Source organism: Algoriphagus antarcticus (assembly GCF_002150685.1).
GTDB classification, from domain to species: Bacteria; Bacteroidota; Bacteroidia; order Cytophagales; family Cyclobacteriaceae; genus Algoriphagus; species Algoriphagus antarcticus.
Window position 1 is genome coordinate 146,200 of sequence record NZ_MSSW01000003.1, and the last position, 19,934, is coordinate 166,133.

Consider the following 19,934-nt stretch of genomic DNA (forward strand, 5'->3'; position numbering starts at 1 on the left):
CTGCTTTTAGAAAGGGCTTGGTTCCTTTTCTTCGGCTACACATATTTTCCTTAACTTCGCCGCATGGAAAATATACCTCCCTGCCCTGCATGTAACTCCCCCTATGGCTATGAATTGGATGATAAACTCATCTGTCCAGAATGCAGTTTTGAATGGAAACTTGGTGAAGTTCAGGAAGAAGTAGCTGAAGGATTAGTGGTCAAAGATGCCAATGGAACTGTCTTAGTGGATGGTGATTCGGTGACGATTGTGAAGGATTTACCAGTAAAAGGAGCTCCAAAACCTATCAAGGCTGGGACTAAGGTGAAGAGCATTCGTCTGGTAGAAGGAGATCATAACATCGACTGCAAGATCGATGGATTTGGCTCAATGGCGCTGAAAAGCGAGTTTGTGAAAAAAGCCTGATTGGTTAGATTTCTATCAAGAATAATTTGTCTAGTTGACAATAAATCCCTTAAAAAAAGCAGTGAGAAGCAGAACTTCCCACTGCTCACTACTTACTTTTTACCGACTACTTACCAATAGGTGTTTCATCCACCTTCACATCTCCGACCACATACTGAAGTGCATCCAAGAAGTAGGCTAGAATACTGGCATTTTCAAAACTCTGGGCATTGTGAGAAGTTGAGATATACATCGCTCGGCCCTTGCCTTCTTTTCTGATCCACGATACATATGTTTTGCCGGAAGTTTTCTCCTGACCTTTTTTCTGACCTTCTATCTCAGCATTGTTGAAATAAGTCAGCGGGTGAAAGTCTGACTCTTCGTATGCATTCTTATAGAAATAAGGCTCGTCCACGTGATTGTAACCTTCCACTGGAAGTGACTTGGTCAACGGATGTGAAGGATCCTCGATCCTCACCTGGAATGCCTGCTGCTTTGTGTGATAATCGAAACTTCCACCTGTCAGTTTAGAAAACGCCATTGAGTTATTTAGCATGGTATTTCCCCCGTGTACAATCAGAATTCCTCCGCCTTTTTTCACGTACTCGATGATATTATCCTCTAGCTTATTTGCTTCAGTCCAAACCGTTAGGCTGTCCAATGAAGTGTCTTCGCTGATCTTATCTACGAATAGATTTCTGTACTGAGGCTTTGAATTGGTATTGTTGAATACCACCGCGTCGAACTCTTTAAGCTTGTCTTTTTGCATCATGGCGATGTCAGTGCTGGTAGTCACATCAAAGGCACCACTCTTCTCGCCAAGGATCTCAATCATCGCTGAGGTATGTGGATTTACCCAATGCCAAAAGCCTGTGTGCAGTGAAAACACGAGGATTTTCTTTTTCTTTTTAAATGGGAAATTAGCCTTTTCTGGTGCTAATTTCGTGATTTTGTCTTTCCATTCCTGATCCAATGGGATCTCTGATGGGTTTTGCGCTAGCGCGGCGTTGATGCTGGCTAGGAAAACGATTCCGTAGATAATAATATTCTTCATGTGGTAATTGGATGAGCGGGTTAGTCGATACTTTAGATTTCTATATCTTTAAAATCCAATCCCAATAACCTGATTTTTATATGATATTCAAAAGAATTTTCTGTGTACTGGCTTTTTGTCAATGGGTAGTGTTAGTTGCCTATGGACAAAAAGTAGAGTTAAAAGAGACTGCAAGCGGAATTGATTTCGTGATTGATAATCAGCCTGTTTTGACCTATCAAACGGCTGTCGAAGACGTGCCGGAAGGAATCAAAAAAGATTTTGCAAAATCTGGATTTATTCATCCCCTAAAATCTCCATCAGGCCAAGTCCTGACCAGAATTCAACCAAAGGACCATTATCACCACTACGGAATCTGGGGACCTTGGACACGCGCCACCATCAGTGGGAGAGAGGTTGACTTCTGGAATCTAGGGGATCAAAAGGGTAGAGTGGACTTCTCACATGTGCTTTCTAAAAAGCAGGCAGGTGGAGCAGCAGAACTCAACGTTAGGCAGAATCACCTGGATCTAAAAGCCCCCGAATCCGAGCGAATTGCAATAGCCGAGGACCTGCGCATCAAAGTAAAACCTGCGGACAAAGGTCGCTACATGGTGGACTACACCAGTACGATAGAAACTACTATTCCCGGAGGTATTTTACTTGATGATTACCGCTATGGTGGTGGGATTGGTTATCGAGCCACTGAGAAATGGGGTACTGATAATAGCACTATTTTAACTTCTGAAGGAGATACTAGAAAGACAGCCGATGGCACAAATGCTAGATGGATCATCGTGGAGGGAGAAACTGATGATGCATCCGGTGAGAGCGGAATTCTATTCCTGAGTCACAATACGAATAAATCCCATCCCGAACCGCTACGCGTTTGGCCCGAGGATAACTACAATGGAATAGGCAATGTCTTCGTCGAATTCACTCCGATCAGACATGAGTCTTGGGAGCTTTTACCCAACCAACGATATACTTTGAAATACAGAATGATTGTCTTCGATGGTGAGATGACTGCCGTAGAAGCAGAAGCTTATTGGAAGGCTTTTGTGAAATGAGTTATCAGCGATCAGTCGCAGAGATAAGTCCCTGTGCAGATTGAAGGATTCAGTGCCAATTCAAACAATACAAAACCAATTTCAATTAACCCTTATGAAATATGAAAAGAAGAGAATTTATTAAGAACAGCGCCCTAGCTGGTGCGGCTATTGGTTTCCCTACCATAGTGCCAGCATCAGTTTTTGGAAAAAATGCCCCAAGTAATAAAATCAACATAGGTCAAATTGGTTGTGGTAGAATAGCACGAGATCACGATTTGCCGGGTGTAATGCAGCACGACATCGCACGCATCATAGCAGTATCGGATTTGGACAGTAATCGAATGGCAGATGGTAAAAAGTTAGTCGAAGATTACTATACCAAGAAAATGGGAAAAGCATATCTCGACGTGAAACAATACGCTGACTACAAGGAAATGCTTCAGAACAAGGATATAGATGCAATTGTAATCAGTACTCCGGATCATTGGCACTCCCAGCCAGCGATGGAAGCAACGTTGGCAGGCAAACACGTCTATTTGCAAAAGCCAACTTCACTGACAATCCGAGAAGGAAGACAGTTGGTGGATGCGGTGAAAAAATCAGGCATGGTACTTCAACTGGGTACTCAGCAGCGTTCCAGTGAGCAATTTAGAATTGCTGCCGAATTGGTAAGAAATGGTAGAATAGGAAAGCTTCATACGGTAAAAGTAGGTCTTCCTGGAGATCCTGCCGGGCCAGAGGCTGATCCTATGCCAGTTCCGGCAAATTTGAATTATGACATGTGGTTGGGTTCTACACCAGAGGTTCCTTACACTGAAATCGGGGTACATCCTGAGACAGGCTACGGCAGACCGGGATGGTTGAGGAGAGAGCAGTTTGGTGCAGGTATGATTACAGGCTGGGGTCAGCATCATTACGATTCTGCGGCTTGGGGAATGGACACTGAGTTGACAGGCCCACGATATGTGCAGGCAGTAGCTGAGTTTCCTCAATCAGGACTTTGGGATGTACACGGTGATTTTTATGCAAAAGCTGAATATGACAATGGCATAATCATGTACACAGGTGGCGGCTATCCAAACGGTATTCGCTATGAAGGTACAGATGGATGGATCTGGGTATCCCGAGGTAGCTATGTAGCCTCTTCCTCTGATCCAGTAGCCCAAGGCAATAGTGCCAAAGCATTGGATGCTTCTGATCCCAAAATCTTGCAATCAGTGATAGGGCCTGACGAAATTCAGTTGATCAGAAGTGATGAGCATCATGGCAACTGGCTTGGGGCGATTCAGGGAAATAATGAACTGCTTTCCCCTGTAGAAATCGGACATCGTTCTTGCTCTGTTTGTCTAGTGACGCATATCTCTATGAAGCTTGGTAGAAAGCTGGAGTGGGATGCAAAAGCGGAGAAATTCATCAACGACCCAGAGGCAAACTCTATGTTGGAAAGACCACAGCGAGCTCCTTATGGTACTAATTATGTGAAAGTTTAATAAGCGAATATTTTGAAAAATACAGTTCTAGTAGCTATTGCGGCGGGAATATTACTTTCCTGCGAAAATAAAGAAACCGTGAGTCAAGCACCTGAATCTACTTCTGAGATTACAATTATGTCATTAGATCCGGGACACTTTCACGCGGGCCTGATTCACAAATCTATGTACCCTCAGGTGGATTCTACGGTCTATGTTTTCGCTCCCGAGGGTGCGGAACTGAAAGACTACATGAATCGACTGGCGGGCTACAATAATCGTGAAGAAGATCCTACAGCCTGGAATTTACAGGTAACTACCGGCGCTGATTATTTGGAGAAAATGATTTCTGCCAAGCCTGGGAATGTGATGATGGTAGCCGGTAAAAATGATCGCAAGATTGATTATATCTCAGCAGCTATTTCCAACGGGATCAATGTCTATGCGGATAAACCTTTAGTGATTGATAAGTCAGGATTTCAGAAGCTTTTAAAAGTTTATGATGAAGCTGGGAAAAAAGACCTGCTTTTGTATGATATCATGACCGAGCGATTTGAGATCAGCACGATTTTACAAAAGGAGCTTTCTTTGGTGCCAGCCGTTTTTGGCGAATTGGAAAAAGGTACCCTGAAGAATCCCGCCATTACTAAGGAGTCTGTACATCACTTCTTCAAATACGTGTCTGGAAATCCGCTAGTCAGACCGGATTGGTTTTTCGATACGGATATAGAAGGTACAGGCATCGTGGATGTGACTACCCACTTGGTGGACTTGATCCAATGGGAAGCTTTTCCGGAGGTGACTCTGGATACCACTGATGTGGAAATGCTTACTGCTAAGCTTTGGCCCACGGTGCTGGATTCAGTTCAGTTCAATATGGTTACTGGTAAAGCAGAATATTCTGACTTCTTGCAGAAAAACGTAGCAGATAATAGGTTGAGCGTGAATAGTAATGGCGAGATGAATTACACACTAAAGGGTGTGCATTCTAAAGTGAGCGTTGTCTGGAACTTTCAAGCACCAGAAGGAGCTGCGGATACACATTATAGTTTGATGCGTGGCACTAAAGCCAATTTGATTATTCAACAAGGTGAGGAAGAAGGTTATGTAGCCACCTTATATGTAGAACTTCTGGACGGGCAGGATGAAGCGTTGAGTACTCTCATCAAAGAGAAACTTCAAGATCGTTTTCCCGGACTTGATTTGGAGAAAACAGGGGAGGGTAAGTACAAAGTTCTTATCCCAGAAAAGTACCACAATGGGCACGAGGCTCACTTTGCACAGGTTACTGAGAAATATTTGGAGTATTTTTCCAAAAAGAATATGCCTTCCTGGGAGGTGCCAAACATGATCGTAAAGTATTATACGACTACAGAAGCTTTGGAAAAAGCAGAAGAAAAATAGGATTTACTAAACTTGAAGACCAATAAATAGGTTGGCTAGCTAAGCTCTTAATCTTATGGAATTTACTGATCAACCTATTTCTGACTCTAAACCAACTGTAGCCATTGCCGGTGCAGGTGGATATGTCGGGCGGTGGTTTATTTATCATTTTAGACACAAATACAATATCGTCGCGCTGAGTCGCAAGAAGGTAAAGGATAATCCATATCCTGAAGTGACTTGGAAACAGGTAGAACTGTATTCAATTTCCAGTACCGTAGAGGTTTTAAAAGGAGTGGACGTAGCAATCTATTTGGTGCATTCGATGAATGCCTCTACTCGATTGAACCAAGGCAGTTTTGAAGATACTGATTTGCTGCTAGCCGATAATTTCAGCCGTGCAGCTCAATTAAATAAGGTAAAGCAGATTATTTATTTAGGCGGTCTTCTGCCCAAGGAAACTGGCGAAAAGCTATCCCGTCATTTGAAAAGCCGCTTGGAAGTGGAGCAAACACTTGGAGCCAGATCTGCCAAACTTACCGCCATTCGTGCCTCGATCATTGTAGGACCTGGCGGTTCCTCGTTTGATATGATTAAGAATCTGGTAAAAAATCTGCCGGTTCTGATGTGTCCAAAATGGACAGAATCATTGACTCAACCTATTTCATTGAGGGATACTCTGGATATTATTGATACCTGTGTCGGAAATGCCAATGTGTACGGAAAAGCAATAGAAATAGGAAACCCTGAGGTGATTTCTTATCGGAAAATGCTGGAAATCACAGCCGAAGAAATGGGAAAGAAACGAATGGTGTTTTCTGTCCCAGTTTTCTCTTTGGGTCTTTCTAAGCTTTGGGTGGGTCTTTTTGGCGAGTCCCCACCTCAATTGGTTTCTCCTTTGGTGGAAAGTCTCAAGCATACCTTGACTGTCTCGGAGGAATTGAAGTTTCGAGAAAAGCACATTGATTATCTTAGCTATAAGCAATCAGTAAGGGAGGCACTAGACTCGGACATTAAGCCAAAAACACCGAGTTTTCACTCTCAGGAAAAAATAAAGAATACGGTTAGGAGTATTCAGAGAATGTCAAATCCTCACGGATATTCAGCGACCTGGGTTGCTCATCGTTATAATATTTGGCTTCCTACTTTTTTCAAGTTTTGGATCAATGGAGAAATGTTGGACAGTGGGGAAATAGTATTTTTCATGCTTTGGAGCAAAAAACCCATGCTCCAATTGACTATGATTCCTGATAAAAGTGACGAAAACAGACAATTGTTTTACATTTCAGGAGGCTGGCTGGTGAAGAGGTTTGACCATGGCTGGTTAGAATTTCGCGGGGTACTGGAAAACAGATACATTATTTCAGCCATTCATGAGTTTGTACCGAGATTGCCATGGCTTATCTATGTGAATACACAGGCAAAAATTCATCTTTGGGTGATGAACAGATTTAAGAAATATTTAAAAAATCGGCAGAACTAAATTCAAGTATGTTTACTTGTAAAGTAGATCAAATCAAAAATCTAAATTTTTAAAAACATGAAACACTTAAGCTTTAAAAACGGAGATAAACTTCCAATCATTGGATTGGGAACATGGAAAAGCAATCCTGGAGAAGTGAGCCAAGCAGTTTATTGGGCTATTGAGGCTGGATATCGACATATTGATTGTGCCGCGGTTTACCAAAATGAGAATGAAGTAGGAGAAGGGATTGCTAAGGCATTGGCCGAAGGATTGGTGAAGCGCGAGGAGCTTTTTGTGACTTCCAAACTTTGGAATAATTCACATAAGAAAGATCAGGTACTTCCCGCTTTGGAGAAATCACTTTCAGATTTGAAATTGGACTATGTTGATTTGTATTTGATTCATTGGCCGATAGCTTTTAAGGCGGAAGTAGGATTTCCAAAAGACAGAGAAGACTACTATACCTATGAGGAAGTGTCCATTCATGAGACTTGGGAAGCGATGCAAGAATTGAAAGAAAAGGGGCTTGCCAAGCATATTGGCGTTTCCAATTTCAACCGGAATAAATTGAATGAGTTGCTAGAAGTAGGCGGGCAGGTACCGGAAATGAATCAGGTAGAAATGCAACCTTATCTTCCGCAAGAGGGGTTGGTAGCATTTTGCGAAGAGCATAGCATTTTGATGACTGCCTATTCACCTTTGGGTTCTCCTGATTCCAGAGCTGAGAAGCATGCAAATGATCCGAAACTGCTCGAAGATCCTGTAGTGCAAGAGATCGCAGACAAACATAAAGTTGGCGCTGGCCAAATTCTGATTGCTTGGTCCATCGCCAGAGATATAGCCGTGATCCCAAAGTCAGTTAATCTAGAGCGGATTAAAGGGAATTTGGCTTCGGCCAAAATCAACTTGGATGATCACGATATGATGGAGCTGCGTGATATAGGAATCAGTCATCGATTTATTGATGGTTCTTTTTTTACGGGTGAAAATAGTCCGTATAAATCATCAGATTTGTTTGATCAAAACTAGGGTTTGTATTAAAGTCATGAAAAAAGGCCGGGATTTCCCGGCCTTTTTTATGTGTAGGTAAAATAGCAATCCTTTCATAATCACATCCAAGTCGTTGGGCGGAATTTTAATTTTATACTCATTATGCTCAGATTTACTTTTGATACAAATAATTTTTCCGATGGTAGTAGAATCAATCGCTTTCAGGTTATTACTGATCTCAGATTGATTCTATTGATTTTTTATAGTAAGGGCAGTAAGCTAAAAACCTGTGAAGTTATCAGTAATCGCTTTCAAAGTAAACTTCGAAGATTGAACGCATGCCGATATTATGAAATATATCTTCACTATTCAGTTGCTTATCTTCAATAGGTATTACCTATTCTACTTAAATCTTATCGGTAAAATCTTCAATTATTTTATTCATCCTACCAGAAGCAGTTCTAAGAATTTCAATCCATGTTGTAAATTGTTCTGTATCCTTTTTATCAAATGCTTCCACCAACTCATCCGCAAGCAATCCAATATTTGAAATAGGTTGCTTTAGGTTGTGAGACAATTTATTAAGTAAGGTATATTGTTGGGTATTTAATTGTTTCAATTCGTTTACAACAACTATCCGTTTTGTTATATCAATAAAAGTTATCATTACGCCGTCGGTTCTGTTTTCCTTCCTAATGCCATATGGCAGTATATTCATTTGGAACCATCTATTATCCGTTGTTTGGATATCCTTCTCAAAGATATTACCTGTCTCAATTGCTTCTTTTATATGTTCAACTAAAGTTGGAAAAGGGATCTTGTCAGATACCTCGTGTACATCTTTGTCAATATCATCAGGAGTCAAGGTAAATTCCTCCATAGCCGGGAGCGTAAATTTCCTCAGTTTGAGATCACTGTCTACATATAATTGCGAAATAATGGTATTAGCAATGTAGTTTTCTAAATCTACACTCAAATCATCTAATTTGTTGGTCTTCTCTTTTGCTGTTTGTTTTTCCATTTTATTCATATTTAGGGTGTAAAAAATATTTCTTCAAAATTAAATGTGCAGTGCTACTTACACGCAATATTTTGGCGCTTGACGCATTGACGGCCTTAGAGGTTCTAAACTGTCAGTTTGTATCAATACCTGATACAAGCACCTCGCTTGCATTAATCAAGTCTGTGGCAAGCGCCTCTTAACCTAGCGTTCAGAAAGTTCTGCATACTTAAGTTCTGTTAAGTCACAATGTACTTGCATGCTTTTCAATGGTTTCAATAAGAGTTTTTATGCTGAATGGTTTTTCTATATAACCGTCCGCATTTACTTTTTTACAAATTTCCTTAATATCTGAATTGGCAGAAAACACCAAAACAAGTATTTGTTTAGCGCTTTCATTTTGCTTTATAATTTCAATCGCTTTTTCACCACCAATTTTGGGAATCCATAAATCCATAAGAATAACATCAGGCTTGAATATTTGAATATCGGCTAGAACATTTTCACATATCGATAAAGTTTCTACAACGTATTCATACCTCGACAGAATCGCTTTACATAAAAGTAAAATTTCTTCATCATCATCGTAAATAAGAATTTTTTCTTTCATAATGTCTCAACTGTATTAGTCTGGAATTTTTTTTATTAATTTATAATGGTAAGGTAAAATAGAAAACACTTCCCTTACCAGGTTCGCTTTCTACCCACATTTTGCCTTCGTGTCTTTGTATAATATTGCTGGATAAATGGAGCCCAATGCCCAATCCCTGAAATTGGACAGCATTTTCCTGAACGCGGTAATACCTGTCAAAAACTTTGTCCAAATGCTGACCTGACATCCCAACACCAAAATCCTGAACTGATACCTGAATGTTTCTAACTTGATCTTCAACTTTAATATATACTTTCTCACCATCGGGAGAATATTTTACAGCATTGGTCAATAAATTAATCATTACCTGCTTTAACCTTTCTCTATCACCGGTAATTAGTTGTGAGCAGTTCCCGCTTTTTTCTAAGCTATGATTTTTAGCAGTAAGCTGAATATCTTCAATGGCTTCATCCACCATTGCATTAAAATCGAATGTGGTAATAGAATAATTCAGTTGCCCATGTTGTATTTTACTGGCATCCAATAAATCTGTAACTAAGCCGTTTAGCTTTTCTAATGCCTTATTAGCTTTATTGGCGTATAAATAGGCAGTTTGATTTTCTTCGCTTAATATCATCAGCAGTAATTCAAGATAGCCTTTGGCAGTAGTCAAAGGAGTTTTCATTTCATGGCTCGCAATACTTATAAATTCATCTTTTTGATCAAGCGATTTTTTTTGTTCATGTATATCGGTATTAGTTCCTATCCAGCGCTCAGTGTTTCCGTAGGCATCTTTTACAGGATAGGCGCGGGTGAGGAACCAACGATATTCTCCGTCGTGCCTGCGTAGTGGGAAGGTTAGCTCAAATGCTTCGTCTTTTTTCCAGGCTTCTTTTTTCAACACAATCATTTTTTCAAGATGGTCAGGGTGATGGACTTGTTCCCAACCCAAACCCTGCATTTCTTCAAACGTGGTTCCGGTATAATCATACCATCGCTGGTTATACCAATATCTCTGTCCGTCAACATTGGCAATCCATGCCAGGTTTTGAATACTGTTGGCAAATGTGCGAAACTGGTCTTCACTTTGACGAAGGGATTGCTCCGATGATTTTTGAAGGGTAATATCTGTAGTAGTGGCAAGCACTTTAATCAGCCCGCCATTTTGATCATAAATTGGAGTTGCCCTGGATAAGAGCCAGAAAGTTGCCCCGGTTTTTTTATTGATTAGTTGGGAAACGACTTCTGAAAACTTACCGGTTTTAAAAGTGAGCGCTGTTGAATTTTGATCAGCAGGCATTGGTTTACCTTGTTCATTCAGTACAGTGAAAGTTTCATATGCCCTTTTTCTCAACTGGAATATATCTTTTTCTGCAAGCACTTCGTCTACCGTAGCATATCCTATCTGATTTGCTCCAATTTCATTGAGGTAAAGAATTTTGCCTGTTTTATCAAAATGAAAGATGGCAGAAGATACATTCTGCAAAGTGGTTTCAAGAAGTTCACGGGCCTCTTTGATTTTTTCTTCGGCTTTTTTACGATCTGTAATGTCAATGCTAGCACTGATGTATCCTGCAAAAGTTCCATCTGGGTGAAATCGGGCTGGTACTTTGGCTAATAACCAACAATATTCTCCGTTTTTATTCAAAATTCTGAACTCTAATTCATAACCTTCTTGATTTGCAAAAGCTGAAAGATAAATATCAACCACGCGATCTTTGTCTTCAGGATGTAATAAGTCAGCCCATCCCAACCTCAGTAAATCCTCCATCGGTCTTCCTGTAAGGTCTACCCAAGCTTTATTAAAATAGGTCACATTGCTCGCTTCATCTGCGACTCCGATCAACACTTCAGTAGCCTCTGCCATAGTGCGGAATCTCGTTTCGCTTTCTTTTATTACTTCAGCTGCAGCTTTTTGTTCTGTAATATCTCTGTAAGTCCAAGACCAGGCATAGTAGGTTCCATCTTCTCCCACTACTGAGTAGCCATGGCGTTCTATTATCCTGCCATCAAGGAAAACCAGTTCGTCAATACTTGTCTCTGAGGGATGCTCATAGAGCCATTTCACCTTGTCAATAAACTGTTGCGGGTTTACCAATTGGGTCATGGCAAATTCAAGTGCTAGATCATCGTCTTTGGCATCGACAATCTCTTGAGGCATACGCCATACATCAATAAAGCTCTGGTTGTAGCTAATGATTTTTCCCTTGGCATCTACGAGCAATAGACCATCTCTATTGGCTTCATTGTGTGCCTCTAGCAGGGCTTGTCGATAGCGGAGCGTTTCTTCATTTTGTTTTCGCTCCGTAATATCTGTGAAAAGGACGGCTACTTTTTTACTGCCCTGATCGCCTAACCTGAAAGCGTACGTTTCAAACCAGCGGCCCAATGCTTCACTGCCTTCAATAAATCGGTTTGGTTCGCCAGTTAAAGCCACTTTGCCATAGATTTCAAACCAGTGATCTTCGAGATTGGGAATCAGCTCTCTTGCAGTTTTACCAGTAACATTTTTCAAACCTGTTTGCTTTTCAAAAACGGGGTTGGTTTCTATATAAACACAATCCACTGGCTTGTTATCGCTATCAAAAATCATTTCGAGTATGCTAAAGCCCTGGTCCATAGTTTCAAAAATGCCACGGTATTTTTCTTCGCTTGCTTTTAATTTTAATTCCGATTCTTTCTGCCGGGTTATGTCTACACTAATCCCGGTGAGTGTTTCGGCTTCCCCCTTATTATTGAAATAATATTTGCCAACAGAACGCATGTGATGGACAGTTTGATCATCTGCACGGCTAATACTATATTCTACATCGTAAACAGTTTGGTTAACTTTTGCATCTTCAATTTCTTTAAAAGCCTTTTCTTTATCCTCCGGTAAAATAAGTGTATGCCAGTCTTCGTAGGTAAGGTCTGTACGATGGGCATCGTATCCCCACAATCTTTTATGCAGTGTACTCCATTCTAATTCTTGCGTCTGCACGTCTAAAGACCAAGTGCCAATATTTGCAGAATCGGTAGCAAGCTTTAAATACGCTGTCATTTCCCGCAGTGAGTTTTCACTTTCTTCTATTTTTTTGCGAGAATTCACCTGTTCGCTTACGTCATAGGCAAAAACTAAAATACCTTCTGTTTCCCCATTATCGTTTTTAAATGCCTGATAAGTGAAATTCAGAAAAAACTCTTCGTGTTTTCCATTTCCCTTATTTATTTCAAGGGGCACTTCTTTTCCGGTAATTGTTTCTCCAGTGGTATAAACTTTATCAAGCATCTCAGTAAAACCCTGCCCAGCTACTTCAGGTAGGCATTCAAGCACCGTCTTACCGATAGGATTGCGGTTGCCAATAAACTCCAAGTAAGGAGGGTTGGCAAATTCAAATACATGTTGAGGTCCTTTGAGAATGGCAAGGATGGCAGGCGCTTGTGTAAAGAAGTCGTGGAGTTTATTGCGCTCCACTTTTGTGCGCTTTTCACTAACTTCAATTTTTAGCCTGGACAGTGCCTGTTCCGTAATATCCTGCAGTGTTCCTGTAAAACGATAAGGCTTTTTATCCTCTCCAAACCATGCTTTTCCTTTGACACGAACAATACGTTCTTGTTTGTCAATAGGGTTAATGATACTGTATTCAATATCGTATATGCCACCGGATTCAAATTCCAACGCTCTTTGAAAAGCATGCGAAATACGACTTCTATCCTTTTCAGCCACCACGTTTATTCCGCTGGAAAAGTCAACTTCCTTTTCATGCGGCAGGCCAAACCAGTCTTTAAAGCGGTTGTTGCCACTATATTTATTCGTAATTGGGTTAAAATCCCAAGTGCCTAATTCTGTTGCATCAATTGCAAACTCTAACTGTTCTTTGGTTTCTTTTAATTTTTTAAGATTGTTGACTCTTTCTGTGGTCTCAATGAGCGTTAAAAATACGCCCGCTGTCTCATTTCTTTCATTCCTAACCGGGCTAAAGCTGAAAGTCCAAAAAGCATCTTTCAATTCTCCTTCACGATATATGGGAATTAACTGGTCTTCACTCCAAGTGGCTTCACCATCCATAAGCACTTGATCAATTGGAGGTTTTACTGTGGACCACGTTTCAGGCCAGGCTTTTTCGCCTTTCATACCTAATATTGCTGGGTGCTTTCCATCATTACCCAGGCTGAAGCGGTAGGCATCATTGTAAAAACAAATCAGTTCCGGACCCCAAAATAAAAACATGGGGAACTTGGAGTTAAGCAAAATACTAAGGGTAGTACGAAGGCTTTGTGGCCATTTGTCTGCGTGACCTAAGGGGGAAGATTCCCAGTCATATGCCCGCATTAAAGCACCCATTTCGCCACCGCCTGAAAGAAATTGCAAAGATTTAGTCATCAAATTTTACTTAATAGAACTGTCAAAGAATTTGATGATAACATGATCCAAGATTTTCTCCAAGTTTATTCACGGGGTAATCCATCAAATTCTTTCTGGTTTTTTCATTAATGTTCCTTCTGCTCACCTTTATCATTTTTAGTAGTTCTTTGGCGTTATCATTAGGAGAAAGAACAAAAACTATATAGGGTTAAAAAGTATGCCACATTTTTGAGAGTTCTAAAGGCCACTTTTCATGGTTATCATGTGGGAAATTTTTCATTTTTTACTAATTAAGCGAGTAATTTATTTCCCAACTACTAATATAATTCAATCTTCAAATTTGGCCATTTTTGAGACTGAGATGCTAATTAGCCAGTTCTTCCCAAAATATCTTTTTGGGAAATGTGAAAACGCTACTCCTAAGCCTGAGTATACCGTGATCCTGTACCTGTCCACCGACTTCGCGATTGGCCGTAGTTTTAAGGTGAGATTTGGAGAAAATGCTTGAATCATGCAATCGATAATAATTGCAATTCCATTATTGCTGCTCTCAGAGTGATTCTCTTGATTTGTTAAAATAGGGGTCATAAAGCTAAAACCTGTGATGTTATTAGTAATCGCTGTCAAAATAAACTTCGAAGATTGAACCCTATAGAGATCATGAAATATAACTTGACGATTCAGTAGTATATTTTCATTGGATAATAGCTAACCTGCTTAAAAATGATTAGTAAAATCTTTAATTATTTTATTCATCTTACCAGAAGCACCTCTAAGAATTTCTATCCATGTTGTAAATTGTTCTGTGTCTTTTTTATCAAATGCGTCCACCAACTCATCTGCAAGCAATCCAATATTTGAAATGGGTTGCTTTAGGTTGTGAGACAATTTATTAAGTAAGGTATATCGTTGTGTTTTTAACTGTTCCAGTTCGTTTGCAACAGCTATCCGTTTGTTTATATCAATGAGTGTGATCATTACTCCGTCGGTTCTTTTTTCTTTCTTAACTACATAAGGCAAAATATTCATTTGGAACCATCTTTTATCCGAGGTTTGGATCTCCTTCTCCAGCTTATTACCAGTCTTTATAACTTCTTTTATATTTTCAACTAAAGTTGGATAGTTTATTTTGTCGGAAATCTCTTGAATATTTTTGTTGAAATCGTCAGGAGTCAAGTTAAATTGATCGATAGCTGGGAGGGTAAATTTCCTCAGTATAAGATTGTCGTCTACATATAATTGTGGAATAATGGTATTAGCAATGTAGGTTTCTAAGTCTATATTCAAATCATCTAATTTGTTAACTTTCTCTCTTGGCGTTTGCTTTTCCATTTGTATCATAATTTAGGGTTTAAAAAAAACATTCCTTTAATAATAAATAAGCGGTGCAACTTACACACTGAATTTTGGCGCTCGGCAAAGTGCCAAAATCTGGGGTTCAAAAACTGTCAACTTTCTGATCAGATTTTGATACTGGATTTTTATCAACCGCTATTGTTGTCTAGCTTGTATGTCTTTTAATATTTTCAATAAGTGTGTTTATGGTGAATGGCTTTTCGATATAGCCGTTAGCATTTACTTTTTTGCAGATTTCCTTAATATCTGGATTGGCAGAAAACAGTAAAACAGGAGGTTGTTTGATGTTTTCATTTTGCTTCAAAAGCTCTATCGCTTTTTCACCACCAATTTCAGGTATCCACAGGTCCATTAAAATAAGATCCGGCTGAATAGACTGCACATCCTCCAAAATATTTTCGCATGCTGTCAATGTTTCTACTTCAAAATCATACCTCAATAATATCGCTTTGCATAAAAGCAAGATTTCTTCATCATCATCATAAATAAGGATTTTTTCTTTCATATTAATTCAACTGTTTTAGTCCAAGAGTTATTTTAATCAATTATAATGGTAACATAAAATAAAAAATGCTTCCCTTTCCAGGCTCACTTTCTACCCACATTCTGCCACCGTGCCGTTCTATAATATTGTTTGATATATACAATCCCATTCCCAGTCCCTGAAATTGAATAGCATGTTCTTCAACGCGGTAATACCTGTCAAAAACTTTAGCTAAATGTTGGCTTGACATCCCAACCCCAAAATCCTGAACTGATACCTGAATGTTACTTTCCTGTTCTTCTATTTTAACTACTACCTGATTTTCATTTGGGGAGTATTTTATAGCATTGGTCAATAAATTAATCAGCACCTGTTGAAGCCTGCTTCTATCACCGGTTATTTTTTCGGAACTGGTTCCTGCTTTTTGGATAGTGTGGTTTCTTGCTGTGTGCTCAATATTTTCAATGGTTTCAACTACCATGTTATTAAAATCGAATGTGGTTAATGTATAATTCAGTTGCCCATTTTGTATTTTACTGGCATCCAATAAATCTGTAATTAAGTCGTGTAGTCTCTCTATGGCTTGATTGGCTTTGGTTGCATATAAGGCATTTTGGTTTTCTTCCTTCAATGAAAGCAGCAGTAACTCAATATACCCTTTTGCAGTAGTGAGCGGGGTTTTCATCTCATGGCTGGCAATGCTTATAAACTCATCTTTTTCTTCAAGCGATTTTTTTTGTTCGGTAATATCGGTATTGGTACCAATCCACCGCTCAATAGTTCCGTTGGCATCTAATTCCGGATAGGCACGGACCAGAAACCATCGATATTCCCCATCATGTCTGCGCAGTGGAAAAATATTCTCAAATGGCTCACCTTTTTTCCATACATCTTTTGCAAACTCACTAACTTTTTTTACATGGTCGGGATGATGCACTTTTTCCCATCCCCAACCTTGCATTTCTTCAAAGGTGGTTCCGGTGTAATCATACCATTGCTGATTGTACCAATAAATCCAACCCTCACCATTGGCAATCCATGCCAGGTTTTGAATGCTGTTGGCAAATGTGCGAAACTGCTTTTCGCTAGCTTCAATTTTTTTGCTGGCAATTACCTGTTCTGTTACTTCTGTAGCTACAACTACAATACCTGATATTTTTTCATCGGCGTCGTAGAGCGGCTCATAAACAAAGTTCAAATATGCCTTTTCAGACTTTCCATTTCTGATAAGGTCAATAGGCATTTCGTTTGCAATAAATGGGTTGCCTGTTTGATAAACATTATTTAGCAGATCTTCAAATCCTTGACCTGCAGCATCGGGCATGGCTTCAAATACGGGCTTGTTCATTACTTGCTCCGTAGTTTTGCCCCATAGCTCCAGCACTCTTTCGTTGGCAACTTCCACAATATATGTTGGGCCACGCAACACACACATTGCCACGGGAGCCTGTGAAATGATACTCTGTAATTGTTGTTGATTTTTTTTTCTTACGTTACTTGTCTTCAACTGCGAAGCTACTCTTGCCAATAATTCTTTTGCTGAGAACGGTTTAATCAAATAATCATCAGCCCCCGTGTCATAGCCTTCTATTATAGCTTCTTCACCGGCTCGGGCTGAGAGTAAAATGACAGGAATATTTTGGGTTTGAACATTTTCTTTTACGGCTTCCAATAATTGAATGCCGTCCATAACTGGCATCATTATATCGCTCAAAATTAATTGCGGAGCATGTTCTTCTATCTGCTGCAGAGCATCCATTCCATTATTAGCTGTAACAACACGATACTGCCTTTGTAAGAGACTTTTCATGTAGGCCCTCATGTCGGCATTGTCATCAATTACTAAAACGGTAGCTGCACCTGAGTGTGCTTGCAAAGATTCCGTTTCGTTATCGGTAAGAACGCTGTGCTCAATAAACGTTTTTGCCTCCTCAACAAAAGCCTCGCTAAGAGAAGCAGAAAACCCGATAGCCATCGGGTCTATTTCTTTTTCAACAACATGCGCTATTGGTAAGTGTAATTTACCTGTGGGAATGGAAACCGTAAACACAGATCCTTCTGCCAATTTACTTTGAACAGAGATTTCTCCTCCATGCAATTTTACCAACTCACTTACTAAGGATAATCCAATTCCGGTTCCTTCATAGGTTCGTCCCACCACATTTTGTACTCGATGAAATCGCTGAAACATATTAGGTAATTCGGCTTCAGGAATGCCGACACCTGTATCTTGTACATTTAATATTACCTGGTTGTTTTGGGTAGTCAATGAAAGGGCTATACCTCCTTTTAATGTATTTTTAAAAGCATTTGACAGCAGATTGAGGACAATCTTTTCCCACATTTCTCTGTCAATATAAACCGGTTGAATGATGGCCTCTGTTGTCACGTCAAAGGTCAATCCTACATTTTCTATTAATGAACGAAAACTGCTTGCCAAGTCCGTTGTATACCTTGCCAGATCGGTCAGTCGGTATTGTGCTTGTATTCTACCCGCTTCGATACGGCTGAAGTCAAGCAGGTTGTTTACCAGCCGAAGCAATCGCATGGCATTGCGGTGAGATGTTTCAATTGCCTCTTTATCAGAAAGGGTAATTTCACCAGTAGGTTTATTGAGTACTTCTTCCAAAGATCCGAGTACCAGGGAAAGTGGTGTACGAAACTCATGGCTGATGTTGGCAAAGAAAACAACTTTTGCTTTATCTATTTCGGCAAGTGCCTCAGCCTTTGTCCGCTCTGCTTCGTATACTTTCGCTTTGGTTAGCTCATTGGTCATAGATGCTGTTAAAAGGTCATAAAACAACAAGTATTTTTCATCTAAGCTTCGTCTGGAACTGACACCAGCTACAAGCAGGTAATTATTATGACCAGTGCCTGGAAGCGTTAACGAAAAAACCAACGCTTGATTAGGCGGTTCGGGGTAGGGGCCGCAATTGAATGGTCCAAAGGTATTTGAGAGATCTTTAACGTGCACCGCCGTTCCTTTTTCAATTGCTTGAGTAAATGGCCAACTAGTGGACTCCTGCACCTCAAGGTTAATTTTTGTGGGAGCAATCGGTGAATCGCTTTCCACACCAAAACTACCTTCCAGGTTAGCCTCTTTCCCATTGACAGCTATAGTGTAAAGAAGGACAAAGGGAAGATCAAGCTCAAAATCTTTTAAGCAATTCAATATTAGGGAAGATGCTTCCTCTTCTGTTCTGGCGCTTACCGCGTTGTCGGCAACTGCGCGTAAGATATTTAATCTTCTTTCGGTAAGTGTTTGTTGTGTTAATTCTGTAATTGGGTGAAACAGCCCGCCTACGCCTCCGGATTCATCAAGAATAGGACTGAAGGAGAAAGTAAAAAAAGTTTCTTCCAAATATCCACAGCGATCAAGAAACATTCGCTGGTTTACCAAAAAGCGGGTTTGTCCCAAAGAGGCTTCTTCGAACGCCTGTCCAATAACTGGCCAGGCCGACAACCAACATTCTTTAAAATCCTGTCCCATAGCGGTAGGATGCTTATCGCCAGTTATTGGCCAATAGCCATCGTTGTAAATCTGCACCCGGCCTGGTCCCCATGCTATTGCTATGGGAAAATTAGAGGCAATACACAAACTTACTATGATGCGTAAACTTTGTGGCCAGGTGTCTGGTGAACCCAACGGGGTTTTAGACCAGTCTTTGGAACGAATGAGTTTGCCCATTTCTCCACCACCGGATAAGAATTCAGGTATTATAAGATCGTCATTTTTGGGGCGTTTTGGAATATCCATGGTTGCTTATAGCTAAAGAATTCGATTTGCAAACAATCCTTACGGGAAAATAATTAGTAAGGAAAGCAAAGCATAAGATCACTTTTCTGCTTTCGGATAGTTGTCACTTTTAGGTCGGATGCTTGCATTAATCCACCCATTTGGTCACCATCTGAAAGAGTTTGAAGAGATTAAGTCATTAATTATAGTTAGTAAACTTTTAATTTGTTGATCATATGTTTGTAAGAGTTTGTCGAGATTTCAAACTGGGTAATCCATCAAATTCTTTCTGGTTTTTTCATTAATGTTCCTTCTGCTCACCTTTATCATTTTTAGTAGTTCTTTGGCGATATCATTAGGAGAAAGAACAAAAACTATATAGAGTTAAAAAGTATGCCACAACCTTGAGAGTTCTAAAGGCCACTTTTCATGGTTATCATGTGGGAAATTTTTCATTTTTTACTCATTAAGCGAGTAATATATTTCCCAACTACTAATATAATTTAATCTTCAAGTTTGGCCTTTTTCGAGCCCGAGACCCTAATTAGTCAGACTGTCCCAAAATATCTTAGGAAGAAAGGTGAAAAATATTACTACTAGGGTAGAGCACACCATGATCCTGTACCTGTCCACCGACTTCGCGAT

The 19,934-nt window shown here is 39.9% G+C and carries 13 protein-coding genes; 6 read left to right on the top strand and 7 right to left on the bottom strand.

Annotated features, from left to right (window positions below; all coding sequences use genetic code 11):
- Window positions 1-63: 63 nt before the first annotated feature.
- Window positions 64-405 carry a zinc ribbon domain-containing protein YjdM gene (locus tag BVH04_RS02790; RefSeq protein ID WP_086539806.1) on the top strand — a complete coding sequence of 114 codons (342 nt, stop codon included), beginning with the start codon at window positions 64-66 and terminating at the stop codon, window positions 403-405.
- Between the two features lie 106 nt (window positions 406-511).
- Here BVH04_RS02790 and BVH04_RS02795 read toward each other — a convergent pair whose 3' ends face one another.
- Window positions 512-1,438, bottom strand: a complete 927-nt coding sequence (locus tag BVH04_RS02795) for a ThuA domain-containing protein (RefSeq protein ID WP_086539807.1) — start codon at window positions 1,436-1,438, stop codon at window positions 512-514.
- 80 nt (window positions 1,439-1,518) lie between these two features.
- Here BVH04_RS02795 and BVH04_RS02800 point away from each other — a divergent pair, with 80 nt between their 5' ends.
- The 5 genes from BVH04_RS02800 to BVH04_RS02820 all read left to right on the top strand — a co-directional run bounded on the left by BVH04_RS02800 (window position 1,519) and on the right by BVH04_RS02820 (window position 7,815).
- Window positions 1,519-2,487: a DUF6807 domain-containing protein gene (locus BVH04_RS02800; protein WP_086539808.1), complete on the top strand. Its 969-nt coding sequence runs from the start codon at window positions 1,519-1,521 to the stop codon at window positions 2,485-2,487.
- Between the two features lie 101 nt (window positions 2,488-2,588).
- The gene (locus tag BVH04_RS02805; protein ID WP_086539809.1) at window positions 2,589-3,959 is read left to right on the top strand and encodes a Gfo/Idh/MocA family protein; all 1,371 of its coding nucleotides are present in this window, start codon (window positions 2,589-2,591) and stop codon (window positions 3,957-3,959) included.
- Between the two features lie 12 nt (window positions 3,960-3,971).
- Complete coding sequence (locus tag BVH04_RS02810) at window positions 3,972-5,342, top strand: putative oxidoreductase C-terminal domain-containing protein (RefSeq protein WP_240510813.1); 1,371 nt, start codon at window positions 3,972-3,974, stop codon at window positions 5,340-5,342.
- Between the two features lie 55 nt (window positions 5,343-5,397).
- On the top strand, window positions 5,398-6,804 hold the full coding sequence (locus BVH04_RS02815) for a Rossmann-fold NAD(P)-binding domain-containing protein (protein ID WP_086539810.1): 1,407 nt from the start codon (window positions 5,398-5,400) through the stop codon (window positions 6,802-6,804).
- 57 nt (window positions 6,805-6,861) lie between these two features.
- Complete coding sequence (locus BVH04_RS02820; RefSeq protein WP_086539811.1) at window positions 6,862-7,815, top strand: aldo/keto reductase; 954 nt, start codon at window positions 6,862-6,864, stop codon at window positions 7,813-7,815.
- 367 nt (window positions 7,816-8,182) lie between these two features.
- Here the strand turns inward: BVH04_RS02820 and BVH04_RS02830 are convergent, their stop codons facing one another.
- The 6 genes from BVH04_RS02830 to BVH04_RS02860 form a co-directional block, all read right to left on the bottom strand.
- On the bottom strand, window positions 8,183-8,797 hold the full coding sequence (locus BVH04_RS02830; RefSeq protein ID WP_169714344.1) for a PAS domain-containing protein: 615 nt from the start codon (window positions 8,795-8,797) through the stop codon (window positions 8,183-8,185).
- A gap of 223 nt (window positions 8,798-9,020) precedes the next feature.
- On the bottom strand, window positions 9,021-9,386 hold the full coding sequence (locus tag BVH04_RS02835; protein ID WP_086539814.1) for a response regulator: 366 nt from the start codon (window positions 9,384-9,386) through the stop codon (window positions 9,021-9,023).
- A gap of 40 nt (window positions 9,387-9,426) precedes the next feature.
- Window positions 9,427-13,731, bottom strand: a complete 4,305-nt coding sequence (locus tag BVH04_RS02840) for a PAS domain S-box protein (RefSeq protein WP_086539815.1) — start codon at window positions 13,729-13,731, stop codon at window positions 9,427-9,429.
- A 699-nt stretch (window positions 13,732-14,430) separates the two neighbouring features.
- Window positions 14,431-15,045 (bottom strand): PAS domain-containing protein, encoded by a 615-nt coding sequence (locus BVH04_RS02850; RefSeq protein ID WP_169714345.1) that lies wholly within the window; start codon window positions 15,043-15,045, stop codon window positions 14,431-14,433.
- Window positions 15,046-15,214: 169 nt separating this feature from the next.
- On the bottom strand, window positions 15,215-15,574 hold the full coding sequence (locus tag BVH04_RS02855; RefSeq protein WP_086539818.1) for a response regulator: 360 nt from the start codon (window positions 15,572-15,574) through the stop codon (window positions 15,215-15,217).
- Between the two features lie 40 nt (window positions 15,575-15,614).
- Entirely contained in the window at window positions 15,615-19,310 is a 3,696-nt protein-coding gene (locus BVH04_RS02860) for an ATP-binding protein (RefSeq protein WP_086539819.1), read from the bottom strand.
- Window positions 19,311-19,934 lie beyond the last annotated feature (624 nt).